Origin of the sequence: Nitrosopumilus sp. K4, assembly GCF_018128925.1 — an archaeon.
In the GTDB taxonomy this organism is placed as follows: Archaea; Thermoproteota; Nitrososphaeria; order Nitrososphaerales; family Nitrosopumilaceae; genus HKST03.
Window position 1 is genome coordinate 397774 of the sequence record NZ_CP067007.1, and the last position, 13233, is coordinate 411006.

A 13233-nucleotide genomic window follows, 5' to 3' on the forward strand; every position below is an offset into this window, starting at 1 on the left:
AAAAAATTCAAAATTGTATCTTCAGTGTATAGTAACTGCAGTTACTGTGAAATTTGGGACACGGTCCTGAAATACAAAATTTAATACTGATTTTCATTATGATGTGTAACTGTAGTGTCTCTGAAACAAATTCTGTTAACATTGTTCAAAATGTAACTCTTGTACCTAGATTGGACTATTCTGCAACTTTACTCAGTGACATACTTGATGTTCTCAAAAAGAAAAAAAATGAAATCAAAAAAACAAACAAAATTTTCCTAAGTGACTTTGATGTTGAAGATAAATTACAGCAAAATGCATTAGAAACTGAAAAAACTATAACCTTTTCCGTAGAAATTCTTTCCCAAATTCAAAAACGAGCAAAAATGATATCTGGAATTACAAGTATTCCTGTGAAATTACCTTCTGCAGTTCCAATGATTAGGACCATCAGTGCTCAATTATTTGAGATTCTCCCTGAATGCAGTCAAAAATTATCTGAGTTGTCTGTACACCTAGGTAGTATCATTTTGGATTCTGCCACTCTTACTAAGGCTAGATTTGATTTTAGCACATCAAATGAAGAGTCTGCAATATTATTAGATGAAGTAAAGTTGATGGTAGACTCTAAAATAAATAAGCAGTACCCTAATCTTGATTTTTTTAAAGCATGAACTGCTTGAACATTTTGAATAAAAAAAGAGATTTTACAAAAGACATTGAACATGTAAAATCTCTGTCTGAAAAAATAGAGAAAAAACTTTCACAGTCTAATATTCCTGATGATGCTCATATTGACAAACTTTCTTTTGAAGAATTGCAAGATATTGACAAAATTTTGGGATTGGCAAATTTTTTGCTGTGTAAATATGATGAAAAAAAAGAAACACGTTCAATTTTGCAACATTTTGTATCTATAATCTCTGAATCTGCACAATCCATTGAAGGCCTAGATGATGAGATATCTGAATTAATCATCTCTGCTGAAGATTCTATTAATAAGGTAAAAGACATGTATGCTAACATTTCTGATAAATCTGATTTTGATGGTCAGGAATCTGACGAAGAATCTAGTTCAATTAATTTAACAAATTTTGATACAGAAATTAACACCATAGGATACCAACAAAATTCTCAAGAGGAAACTGCGCAGGTAATATAGATGAGTTTAGCTCCCCAAGAATTAGAAAATAATGCAAGCAAATATGCCTCTGACGCAATCAAATTTGACTCACAAGGCGCACGTGGTATGGCCATTGCAAATTATCAGCATGCAATAGATGCGCTGGTGAAATTACTCCAACTTTATCCCACTAGCAAACTAAACCCAATTTACAAAGAAAGATGCAATTCTTATCATAATAGAATCAAGGCACTGCAGGAGACTCACGGAGTTGAACCTGCTGTTGATCCAAAAGCAACACCTGAGGAACAAAAGGCATCTGTTCAAAGACAAGAAGATGAAAATGACTTTGAAGAACTAGTCATGAAAGAAAAACCAAACATTAGTTGGACCCAAGTAGTTGGGCTAGAGGATGCAAAAAGTGCTCTAAGAGAATCAATTGTTTATCCTACAAAAAGACCTGATTTGTTTCCCCTTGGATGGCCAAAGGGAATGTTGCTTTATGGGCCTCCTGGAACAGGAAAAACAATGTTGGCAGCAGCTACTGCAAGTGAGATGGATGGTTATTTCATCAATGTGGATGCGTCTTCTATGATGAGCAAATGGTTAGGAGAAGCTGAAAAAAATGTATCAAAATTATTTCGAATGGCAAGAAAATATGCCGAAAAAGAAGGCAAACCCGTGATTTTGTTTGTAGATGAAGTAGATTCACTACTGGGTTCACGAAATAGTGAGGTTGGGGGTGAAGTTAGAACTAAGAATCAATTCTTGACTGAAATGGATGGTGTTAACGGTAAAGGAAAAGACTTGATGATGTATGTTATTGGTGCCACTAACAAACCTTGGAGTCTTGATTGGCCTTTCCTTAGGAGATTTCAAAAAAGAATCTATGTGTCTCTTCCAACACAAGAAGCAAGAGAAAGTCTTTTCAATCAATATACTACAGATCTGAGACTTGATTCTAGAGTAAGTTCTAGAGAACTAGCAAGAATGTTTGATGGGTATAGTGCAAGTGACATCAAAGATGTTTGTCAAGCAGCACATCTTAAAACAGTACATGAACTATTTGACTCTCCTGACTATCATGAACCTGTTGAAGGAGAATCACAACCACAACAACCAAGAGAACTTGTAACTGCAGACTTTAGAGATATCATGGCAAGACGAAAACCTAGTGTTTCAACAGAAATGATCCGTGCATATCACAAATGGAGTGAAGAATTCCGAGCATTATAGAACATCTGTTATCTATTTTTGCGATCAACCTTCCAAAAACTTAAATCCGCAATACCTCGAACTTGTCGAGGGTCACAATTACTACAAAGAAATCTGACTATGCAAACAAGTTTGGAAAACTGATTTTTGATGATGGCACTGTTCTTGATGGAATGGGCTTTGGTTACTCTACAACTGTGTTTGGTGAGATTGTCTTTAACACTGGAATGGTGGGGTATACTGAGGCACTAACTGATCCTTCATACAATGGCCAAATCCTTACGCTTACCTATCCCTTGGTAGGAAATTATGGAGTACCTGATCCTAAAATTACAGATGAAGACGGTATTCCTAAATTCTTTGAATCTGATAAAATCCAAATCCGAGGTTTAGTTGTTCATGAACTTTCCCTTACTGCCAGTCATTGGAATCTTAAGATGACTTTGGATGAGTGGATGTACAATGAAAAAATTCCTGGCATATCTGGAATAGATACTAGGGCTCTAACTAAGAAGCTTAGAACTAGTGGTGTTATGATGGCTGCACTAGTGGTGTCTGATTCTGAAATCGATGTTGAAAAAGTCAAAAAAGAATTGGCATCTACAACTCATTATAATTCTGAACAATTCATGGATTATGTTTCTACAAAACAAGAAAAGGTATTTGGCAATGAGAAAGAGTCTGTGGTTGTAATTGATACTGGTGCAAAAAATGCAATTATTCGAAATGTAAGGGATCTTGGTTACAAAGTCATTGTACTTCCATGGGATACTAGTTTTGAAAAAATAATGTCTTACAACCCAAAAGGTGTTGTACTTAGTAGTGGTCCCGGTGATCCAGAAAAATGTCCTGCAACAATTGATACTGCAAAAAAACTAATTGAAAACAACGTACCGACACTTGGGATTTGCCTTGGTGCACAAATAATTGGTTTAGCTGGAAATACTGAAACTTACAAACTAAAATATGGACATAGGGGACAAAACAAACCTTGTGTTAATTTGGAAAATAATCAAGTTTATGTAACAAGCCAGAACCATGGTTATGGAATAACTCCCGAATCTTTGAAAAACTCTGAATTTGAATTATGGTTTACAAATGCAGACGATAAAACAGTTGAGGGAATAAAACACAAAAAACAAAATTGTGTTGCTGTGCAGTTTCACCCTGAAGCTTCCCCAGGCCCTTATGATTGTAAATTTGTCTTTGAAAAATTAAAACAGTTAATGGAGAAATAAAAAAATTGCCAAAAAATGAATGCTTAAAGAAAATTCTGGTACTTGGAAGTGGAGCAATTAAAATTGGCGAAGCTGGTGAATTTGATTATTCAGGAAGTCAATGTCTCAAAGCAATTCGTGAAGACGGTCTGAAAAGTGTTTTAATCAACCCAAACATTGCTACTATCCAAACTGACACGAGATTTGCTGATCGAGTCTATCTTCTTCCAGTAACTCCTGATTATGTTGCATCCATTGTTGAAAAAGAAAGACCTGATGGTATTATGTTGGCATACGGTGGACAGACTGCACTCAATTGTGGTGTTACGCTAGAAGAATCAAACATCCTGTCAAAATACGGTGTAAAAGTTCTCGGAACTCAAATTGACGGAATCAAGAGAACAGAAGACAGGCAACTTTTCAAAGATTCGATGAAAGAAGCAGGCGTGCCTGTTTTGAACAGCAAGACTGTAACGAATTTTGAGGATGCAAAAAAAGTTGCAGAAGAACTGCGCTATCCTGTGATTATTAGAGTTGCATATACTCTTGGCGGTCGTGGTGGTGGTGTTGCACATAATGAAATTGAATTACACGAGATTGTTGAAAGGGGACTCAAAGCATCTCTTGTAGGGCAAGTTTTAGTTGAAGAATACATTGGACATTGGAAACAGATTGAATATGAAATAATGCAAGATTATGATGGCAATAATGTGATTGTTTGTAATATGGAAAATGTGCTTTCCATGAAAGTTCACACAGGTGATAATATTGTTGTTGCCCCATCTCAAACCATCGATAATCATGAATATCATATGTTACGTTCAGCTGGATTACGTGCAACGAAACATGTTGGAATTGTAGGTGAATGTAATATTCAATATGCATTAGATTCTGACTCTGACAGATTTGTTGCAATTGAAATCAATCCTAGACTCTCACGTTCCTCTGCTCTTGCAAGCAAGGCTACTGGGTATCCCTTGGCATACATGTCGGCAAAAATTGGGTTGGGCTATAACTTATCAGAATTAGTTAACAGAATTACAAAAAGTACTACTGCCTGCTTTGAACCTTCGCTTGACTATATTGTTTGTAAACATCCACGATGGGATTTTTCAAAATTTGAACTTGTAAATAGAAGACTTGGCCCTACAATGAAATCTGTAGGTGAGGTCATGGCAGTTGGTAGGACCTTTGAAGAGTCTTTACAAAAGGCTATTCGAATGTTAGATATTGGAAATGACGGTCTAGTTCTAAACCGTACAAATGGTAAAACATATGATGAAGAAGAAATCGAAGCAAAACTATCTCATCCTGATGATCATATTTTGTATAATGTTGCAATTGCTCTAAAGATGGGGATTTCTGTTGATAGGATTTACAAACTATCATCAATAGATCCATGGTTCATTGAAAAAATTAAAAATATTGTTGAGATGGAGTCTGAACTCAAGTCTTCTGAACTTAACGAATCTCTAATGAGGAAATCTAAACAGTTGGGATTTGCAGACAAGCAAATTGCTCGTGCTAAAGATCAAACTCCTGATTCTGTACGTGATTTGCGAAAGAAATTAGGAGTAATTCCTTCAGTAAAACAAATTGATACTCTTGCAGCAGAATGGCCAGCAGTAACAAATTATCTCTACCTTACATATGGTGGAAACTCTAATGATATTGAAGTTTCAAAAGATGAACAAGGAATTATTGTAATTGGTGCAGGTCCTTATCGGATTGGAAGTAGTGTTGAATTTGACTGGGGAACTGTAAATATGGTTTGGGGTCTGCAAGAAAATGGAGAAAAAAATGTCTCTGTAGTAAATTGTAATCCTGAAACTGTTTCAACTGATTATGATATATGCACTCGACTTTATTTTGAAGAATTAACTCAAGAAAGAATTCTTGACATTGCTGAATTTGAAAATCCAAAAGGGGTAATTACTTGTGTTGGTGGTCAGACTGCAAATAATTTAACTCCTGGATTAGCAGAACATGGAATCAATATCATGGGAACTAGTGCTCATGATGTTGACAGAGCTGAAGACCGCTCAAAGTTTAGTGCTGAATTGGATAAACTTCATATTCAACAGCCAAGATGGCAGGCATTTTCAAATCTTAACGAAGCAAAATCTTTTGCACAAGAAGTGGGATTCCCAGTAATTGTTAGACCCTCTTATGTTTTGTCTGGTGCTGCAATGAAAGTAGTGTGGTCACAAGACGAACTAAAGACATATGTAAAAGAAGCAACTGATGTGTCTCCTGATCATCCTGTTGTAATTTCAAAATTCATGCTCAATTCACTTGAAGTTGACGTTGATGGAATTAGTAATGGAAAAGAAGTTGTCATTGGTGCAATCGTTGAACATATTGACAGTGCCGGCGTTCATTCTGGCGACGCTATGATGTGTATTCCACCATGGCGTCTAAGTAATAAAATAATTGAAACAATTACAGAATATACAAAAAAGATTGCAATCACATTTAATATTAAAGGACCATTTAACTTGCAATTTTTGATTCATGATGAACATGTCTATGTAATTGAGCTAAACATCCGAGCATCACGTTCAATGCCCTTTGTTTCAAAACTTGTAAAGACTAATCTGATTTCTTTAGCATCAAAGGCCATTTTGGGCAAACCATTGCCTAAAATCCCTGAAAACAAATGGCAAAAGATTCCTAATTTTGGAATCAAGGTGCCTCAGTTTTCCTTTATGCAACTAGAAGGTGCAGATATTGCATTAGGTGTAGAAATGCAATCTACTGGAGAAGCTGCATGCTTTGGAAACAGCTTTTATGATGCATTGGCAAAAGGTTTGACTTCTGTTGGATACAATCTTCCAAGTAAAGGAACTGCACTTGTAACTGTTGGAGGTGCACAAAACAAAGAAAAACTGCTTCCAACAATTGCAAAACTCAAAAACCTTGGATTCCAAATATTGGCAACTGAACATACTGCAGAATTCTTTGAAGAAAAAATTGGCCAAGTTCAGGTAGTTCACAAAATTTCTGAACCTGAAAGAAAACCAAACATCTCAGATTTACTTTATGAGAGAAAGATTGATTTTATCATAAACATACCAAGTACTTCTACTTTGGAAAAGTATGTTGGAATGCTTGATGATGAATACCAAATTAGAAGAAAATCCCTAGAACTTGGCATACCTGTTTTGACTACTATGGAACTTGCAGATTCTTTTGTAAAAACATTAGAGTGGCTCAAAAATAATGAAACAACTAAAGATCCTATTGAACCATATGATCCGATAGAGTAAACCCAAAAAATTTAATCACAAAACCTGATTAATCATTGATTCATTCCCGATTATCGTTCCATCCAATGTGATTATCCTTGCAGATGAAATATTTTTGATCTTTTCAATTATTGGTGAAATTGACTTTTTGTATTTTCTTTTGTGTGTTGCATAAAAATATTTGTTAAATGATGGAACGATTATAATTTCAATCTCTCCTGTTTTATTTGGAAAAATATTTTGTTTCTCAGTCTTTAATGACACCCAAACCCTTTGTCCATTTAATATGGACTCTTCATCAAAAAATACTGGATGTACATGCCCCATGATGATTTTATCTACATGTGAAAAGTTTTCTGATGGCATTGTGTGTCCATGGGTAAGTAAGATATTTTCTTCAACCATTCCTGTGGAGCTAATCATTGAGATTCCTTCTGGAACTAGTCTTTGGATATTTGCATCATGATTTCCTGGAATCAACACAACACTACATTTTTGACTAATTTTCTCAAAAAATAATGGCACTTCATCCCATTCACTTTTTGATATGTTTTTGATGCTGGATTTAACATCGCCTAGTAAAATTACTGAATCTGGCTTTTCAGAATCTATTATTTTAGAAACTTCCTCAATAGTTTCATTAATTGAGGAATTTTTCCCAATGAAAATCTCATTTGACGCCATACTATTTTCAAACCCTATATGTACATCAGTTATGATGAGATTCTTTTCGTTTCCTTGCAAAATTAATGCTGGTTTTGATGGGATGATTCGTATTTGTGGCATCAAAGATATACAATAGACTTTGGATTAAATTCTTGTGAACAAGGGTTCGGAGAAAATTGATTCTATTGTGTCTCAAAAACGTATTAAATTACATGTTTTTGAGCCTAGCCAAAGAAAGATTTGGACAGTTGTTGGTTTGGGTGAAGAATATTGGATTGATCCTGAATCTGAATATTGTTCTTGTCCTGGATATTATTTTGGAAATCTAAATGGAAAAAATACATGTTATCATTTGGATTCTCTTAAAATTGCAAAGAAAGAAAATCAATTTGAAACAATTGTGTTTTCTGATGATGAATTCAGTGATTTTATTTCTGGTTTGATTTCTGATTTGTAATGACTGATTCGAATTGGTTAATAACTAGAAAAATAATTGATTACTATGGATGAATCCAAATACAATGAAGAAATTGAAAAAATTGCAAATCTGATGATACATGATAATGTTTCCATTGATGAAGAAGATTCTAATATTTTAGAAAAATATAAGAACCAAATTATATCTGATTGTAACTTAAATGATGAAGATGCAATGAAACTCGTTTATGAAACATTACTTTACAGAAAATTAAAAAATTCTGATTCTGGGGATCCTCTTGAAAAAGGAGGACAGTTTGGTGCAGGATTCAGCTAATCTATCCCTAGTGGGATTGTGTCTATGTCCTCCTTTGAAACACCTTTCCAAAGTCCAATCATGCCCTCAGGTTCTACTTGTTCAACTTTTGTTATTTGTTGAATTTTGATATGATCTGGATTGGGTGGCATCCAAAGCATTGCCATGTAGTCTCCGGCATTTCCTACTTTGTTAGGTAGTGCCATAGTGATCTTTTCTTGAGAAAACCCTTTTGAAACTAGGGCATTTACTGCTTTTTCTCGCATGTCCATTTTTCCATGCAAAAATAGATAGACATCTTTTTGAGTATCGATTTCTGCCATGACTAAATGGATTTTTTAAACTAAATCAATCTTTCCTGAATTTCAACCTGCCAAAAAGGGTTAAATTGGTAGGCACAAAATTTTCAATTGTGAAGATCTTCACTGTAGGCAGTAAATCATTTGTAACAAGCTTCCAATTGGCAGGAGTTCCTGGTGTTATATCTGAAAATCCTCAGAAGGCTTTGGATGAAATTAAAAGACTTACCGATGATTCTGATGTTGGTCTGGTTCTTGTAAGTGATGATATCACTGAATCTATCAATGATGAATTGACTGCACTACGAGCAGAAAAATCTACATTAGTGTTTGCATTGCCTGCAACTGGTAGTGAAAAAACTGAAGTCGATTATCGTGTAATGCTCAAAAAGATTCTTGGCGTTTAGTCTCTTTAATCTACTTATACTCTGTTTTCTGATATCCTGACATGAAAACTGCAACCGTTAGGGAACCTTCGGTAATCTCAATAGATGAGACACAGAAACCTGTTCTGAATTCTGGTGATATCTTAGTAGAGATGCATGCTTGTGGAATTTGTGGTTCTGATTTGGAAAAAGTTTTTGGACAATATGGACAACCATCAATGAGGTTAGGCCATGAACCTGCTGGTATTGTTGTTGATGTTGGATCTAAAGTAACTGAATTCAAAAAAGGCGATCGTGTATTTACTCATCATCATGTACCATGCTATGACTGTCATATGTGCAATCATGGAAATGAAACAATGTGTAAAAAATACTATGAAACAAATCTTTCACCATGTGGATTGTCTGAAGAATATGTAGTTCCTGAATGGAATGTTTCTCATGGCGGTGTTCTAAAACTTCCTGAATCTATGACTTTTAAGGAAGCTGCAATGATAGAGCCTTTGGCGTGTTGTGTTAGGGCCTGGACAAAGTATTCTTTTCAAGAAGGCGACTCTGCTGCAATTTTTGGTGTTGGTCCTACTGGAATGATGCATGTGATGATAGCAAAAGCAAAAAAATTCTCAAAAATATTTTGCTTTGATGTAAATGACTTTAGATTGGATTTTGCCAAAAAATTCAATATCACTGAATCTATTTCATCCTCTGATGAAAATAGAAAACAGAAAATCTTAGAGCATACGGACGGTAGAGGTGTAGATGTTGCAATTGTTGCAACAAGTAGTTTGAAAGCACTTGATGATGCAATTGACATGGTAAGAAAAGGAGGTGCAGTGATGATGTTTGGTGTTCCTTCAAAAGGTGCAACAATCGATATGGATATGAGCAAAATCTATTCTAAAGAAATTACTCTTGTAACTAGCTATGCTGCTTCTGATGCTGATACAAAAGAAGCATTGAAATTAATTGACTCTGGCCAAATTGACGTAAAACAACTTGTAACTCATACCTATCCTATACTAGATTCGCAAAAAGCATTTGAACATGCTAGAAGCGGAGAAAATGCCATGAAAATTATCATCACTAAATAAGAAAGGCTTAAGAAGGGATTTCTTTTTTTCAAAAAAGAAGAGATATGGATTGGGGATTAAAAAACAGAATTTCAAGTATTATTAAACCACAAAATAATCGTGCATTGATGTTAGCCGTAGATCATGGCTACTTTTTAGGCCCTACCGAAAAATTAGAAGTGCCAAAAAAAGTCATTGCACCTTTGCTAAAACACTGTGATTCCTTGATGTTAACACGTGGTGTTCAAAGGACATCTGTTCCTGCAACTACTAACACTCCTATGGTTCTGAGGGTTTCAGGTGGCTCTAGTATTATTGGTGAGGACTTGTCTCAAGAAGATATCACCGTTAGTATTGAAGATGCAATTAGACTAAATGCTAGTGCATTGGCAATGTCTATTTTTGTTGGTTCAAAATATGAGTACCAAACAATCGTAAATCTTGGAAAACTTGTGAGTGAGGCTGAAAAATATGGACTTCCAGTATTAGCTGTTACTGCTGTTGGAAAAGAACTTGGTAAGGATGCAAGATATTTGTCACTTGCATGCAGAGTTGCTGCAGAACAGGGCGCACATATTGTCAAGACCTATTACTGTGACAACTTTGAAAAAGTGGTCCAATCATGTCCCGTTCCTATTATTGTTGCAGGCGGAAAGAAGATTCCTGAAAGAGATGCATTACAATTAACCTATAATGCAATCAAAGGTGGTGCAGTGGGTGTTGATATGGGAAGAAACATCTGGCAATCAGAACACCCAGTTGCAATGATTAGAGCAGTAAGATACATAGTTCATGGTAATGCAAATGTAGATCAAGCCTTCAAATTATATCAAAAACTTGCAAACGAAGAAAAATCAAAAAAATCAAAAGGCAAAAAACCTAATCAAAACAAGAACCAAAACAAATCAAAAGGCAAAAAACCTAGTCAAAACAAGAACCAAAATAAACAAAACAAACAATAATCTAACTGTGAATTTTTGATAAGTGGATATGTGCAATTTTCCACGTTGGTTGTTTTACTAAAACAAATGTGGCTCTACCATCAATTGATATGTGTTCTCCAGTGTATGCTTTTGTATCTACTAACATTCCTTTTTGATTTATTTCCATTGCAACTACTGCGGTATCTCCATAAATGCTAATTTTTGGATTTTTTATTTGATAATCATAATCTGATATGCTTACAAATTTTAATTCTTCAAGCTCCATTGTGGTTTGAAAGTCTTTTAGATCATATGGGGGTAAATCACTAAAACTAGAAAATTTTGGATCGTTAAGATGAATTTCTCTAAGATGTGAAAAATCTTTAGTTTTACCAGCCTCAAATAATAATTCTATTACTTTGATAATTTCTTCATTGTCTGACAAAATCTCTATTCGTGATGTGAAAATATTGAGTTTAAACCTTCTGGATGATTTTCCTCAAAAACAACTGTATTTTTTCTGAGAATCTTTATTAGTAATTATCGGCTTGTAATTTTTGAATTTAGTTGAGTGTAGATATGCCAAAAAAACAAGTCATTGTGCTGGTAGGTCCTGTGCTGTAGTGCACTCAAAATTTTCACACATTAAAATTATGGAGAAAAATTTGGTGAATTAAATGGAAACTATGATTGGTGCAAAAGCATTGATGACTGCCATGGAAAAAGAAGGCGTCAAACAAGTATTTGGATTACCGGGGGGTGCAAATCTTCCAATGTATGATGAATTTGCAAGATGTGATATTAGACATATTTTGGTTAGACATGAACAATCTGCAGCTCATATGGCTGATGGATTTGGTAGAGTCAGCAGAAAACCTGGAGTGTGTTTTGCTACTTCGGGACCTGGCGCAACTAATATCTTAACTGGGATTGCCACTGCTCAGGCAGATTCTGCTCCAATGGTTGCAGTTACTGGACAAGTACCTGTGGCAATGATTGGGCGTGATGCATTTCAAGAAAGTGATATTATTGGAATGGCTAATCCTGTTGTAAAATATGCATTTCAACCAAGAACTGCTTCTGAAGTCCCAGAAGTTGTTAAGAAAGGATTCTTTATTGCAGAAACTGGAAGACCAGGACCTGTCTTAATTGACATTCCAAAAGATGTTCAGCAAAATGAATCTGAAATGGTTTTTCCTGATGAATTTAAAATTCGTGGATACCATCCATGGACTGATCCTGACATTGTAAATGTTGAAAGAGCAATTGAGATGTTACTTCATGCACAAAAACCTGTGATTCTTGCAGGAGGTGGAGCTATTATTTCGTCTGCATTTGCAGAATTACAAGCTGTTGCAGAATTTCTGATGATTCCTGTAGTTACTACTTTCAAAGGTAAAGGTGCATTTCCTGAAAATCATCCATTATCCTTAGGACCAATTGGAATGCATGGTCATGCTGAAGCAAATAAAATAATGTCTGAAGCGGATTGCGTCTTGGCTATAGGTACTAGATTCTCTGATAGATCTGTTGGAACTTTTGAAGAATTTGAAAAGAGGCTCAAAATAATTCACATGGACGTAGACCCTGCAGAGATTGGTAAGAATCAGACAACACAAATTGCAGTGGTAGGTGATGTACGTGCATCATTACGAATTATGGTAAAGATGTTGTTGCAAAAAGCAACTAAAAAATCTCAAGAAACACCATGGCTAAAACATGTTAAAGAAACTAAACAATATTGGAAAGAAAACTTGAAGCTACATCCTGGAGAAATGGGTGCAGCAAAAATATTAAGAAAGCTTAGAGAATTATTACCTCCTGAATCTATTGTCACTACTGAAGTGGGACAGCATCAAATGTGGGCATCTTTGTTTTATGATGTAATTCAACCTGGAACTTTCTTTAGTTCAACTGGACTTGGAACTATGGGTTGGGGATTTCCTGCAGCAATTGGTGCTAAAGTGGCAAAACCAGATGTTCCTGTAGTTGACATTGCAGGTGATGGAAGCTTTAGCATGACAGAAAACTCACTTGCTACCGCAGTGCTTGAAGATATACCCGTAATAGTTTTCTTGTTGAATAACTTTACTTTAGGTATGGTTGCACAGTGGCAAAGAACTTTCTATGATCGAAGAATGATTGGTGTTGACCAAGGAAAATGTCCTGATTATGTTAAATTAGCTGAATCATATGGTGCACAAGGAATTCGTGCACAATCAATGGATGAATTAGACAAAGCAATCAAAACTGCATTAAACAGTGATGTTGCTACAGTAATTGATATTCCAATTGATCCTGAAGAAGATGTACTCCCATTTGTAGCTCCTGGAACTTCACTTTCGGACATGATACTTCCCTCATAGTGGTTAAT

The 13233-nt window shown here is 35.3% G+C and carries 14 protein-coding genes; 11 read left to right on the forward strand and 3 right to left on the reverse strand.

Annotated elements, in window-relative coordinates:
- Positions 1–98 precede the first annotated feature (98 nt).
- From NsoK4_RS02305 to carB, 5 genes are all read left to right on the forward strand, one after another.
- Entirely contained in the window at positions 99–653 is a 555-nt protein-coding gene (locus NsoK4_RS02305) for a hypothetical protein (RefSeq protein WP_211687774.1), read from the forward strand.
- A complete protein-coding gene (locus tag NsoK4_RS02310; protein ID WP_211687775.1) occupies positions 650–1141 on the forward strand; it encodes a hypothetical protein in 492 nt (163 codons plus the stop codon). Before NsoK4_RS02305 ends, NsoK4_RS02310 begins: the two co-directional genes overlap by 4 nt.
- Positions 1142–2338, forward strand: a complete 1197-nt coding sequence (locus NsoK4_RS02315) for an AAA family ATPase (protein ID WP_211687776.1) — start codon at positions 1142–1144, stop codon at positions 2336–2338.
- A gap of 152 nt (positions 2339–2490) precedes the next feature.
- Positions 2491–3555: a glutamine-hydrolyzing carbamoyl-phosphate synthase small subunit gene (gene carA / locus NsoK4_RS02320; protein ID WP_249111207.1), complete on the forward strand. Its 1065-nt coding sequence runs from the start codon at positions 2491–2493 to the stop codon at positions 3553–3555.
- A 5-nt stretch (positions 3556–3560) separates the two neighbouring features.
- Positions 3561–6803 carry a carbamoyl-phosphate synthase (glutamine-hydrolyzing) large subunit gene (gene carB, locus NsoK4_RS02325; protein ID WP_211687778.1) on the forward strand — a complete coding sequence of 1081 codons (3243 nt, stop codon included), beginning with the start codon at positions 3561–3563 and terminating at the stop codon, positions 6801–6803.
- Between the two features lie 15 nt (positions 6804–6818).
- Here carB and NsoK4_RS02330 read toward each other — a convergent pair whose 3' ends face one another.
- Positions 6819–7568, reverse strand: coding sequence for a metallophosphoesterase (locus NsoK4_RS02330; protein ID WP_211687779.1), 750 nt, complete (start codon positions 7566–7568; stop codon positions 6819–6821).
- Positions 7569–7602: 34 nt separating this feature from the next.
- Here NsoK4_RS02330 and NsoK4_RS02335 point away from each other — a divergent pair, with 34 nt between their 5' ends.
- Both NsoK4_RS02335 and NsoK4_RS02340 read left to right on the forward strand, forming a co-directional pair.
- Positions 7603–7905, forward strand: coding sequence for a hypothetical protein (locus NsoK4_RS02335; RefSeq protein WP_211687780.1), 303 nt, complete (start codon positions 7603–7605; stop codon positions 7903–7905).
- A 45-nt stretch (positions 7906–7950) separates the two neighbouring features.
- Positions 7951–8202, forward strand: coding sequence for a hypothetical protein (locus tag NsoK4_RS02340; protein ID WP_211687781.1), 252 nt, complete (start codon positions 7951–7953; stop codon positions 8200–8202).
- On the opposite strand, the gene NsoK4_RS02345 is transcribed toward NsoK4_RS02340, so the two are convergent.
- Positions 8199–8504, reverse strand: a complete 306-nt coding sequence (locus tag NsoK4_RS02345; protein WP_211687782.1) for a hypothetical protein — start codon at positions 8502–8504, stop codon at positions 8199–8201. The genes NsoK4_RS02340 and NsoK4_RS02345 overlap by 4 nt on opposite strands.
- Positions 8505–8593: 89 nt before the next feature.
- Between NsoK4_RS02345 and NsoK4_RS02350 the strand changes: the two genes are divergently transcribed.
- From NsoK4_RS02350 to lsrF, 3 genes are read left to right on the forward strand one after another with little or no spacing between them, the layout of a single operon-like run.
- Positions 8594–8887: a V-type ATP synthase subunit F gene (locus tag NsoK4_RS02350; RefSeq protein ID WP_211687783.1), complete on the forward strand. Its 294-nt coding sequence runs from the start codon at positions 8594–8596 to the stop codon at positions 8885–8887.
- Positions 8888–8928: 41 nt separating this feature from the next.
- Positions 8929–9957, forward strand: coding sequence for a zinc-dependent dehydrogenase (locus tag NsoK4_RS02355; RefSeq protein ID WP_211687784.1), 1029 nt, complete (start codon positions 8929–8931; stop codon positions 9955–9957).
- A gap of 44 nt (positions 9958–10001) precedes the next feature.
- The gene (gene lsrF / locus NsoK4_RS02360; RefSeq protein ID WP_211687785.1) at positions 10002–10898 is read left to right on the forward strand and encodes a 3-hydroxy-5-phosphonooxypentane-2,4-dione thiolase; all 897 of its coding nucleotides are present in this window, start codon (positions 10002–10004) and stop codon (positions 10896–10898) included.
- Between the two features lies 1 nt (position 10899).
- Here the strand turns inward: lsrF and NsoK4_RS02365 are convergent, their stop codons facing one another.
- The gene (locus NsoK4_RS02365) at positions 10900–11304 is read right to left on the reverse strand and encodes a nuclear transport factor 2 family protein (RefSeq protein ID WP_211687786.1); all 405 of its coding nucleotides are present in this window, start codon (positions 11302–11304) and stop codon (positions 10900–10902) included.
- Between the two features lie 232 nt (positions 11305–11536).
- Here NsoK4_RS02365 and ilvB point away from each other — a divergent pair, with 232 nt between their 5' ends.
- Positions 11537–13225: a biosynthetic-type acetolactate synthase large subunit gene (gene ilvB, locus NsoK4_RS02370; RefSeq protein WP_211687787.1), complete on the forward strand. Its 1689-nt coding sequence runs from the start codon at positions 11537–11539 to the stop codon at positions 13223–13225.
- Positions 13226–13233: the final 8 nt, after the last annotated feature.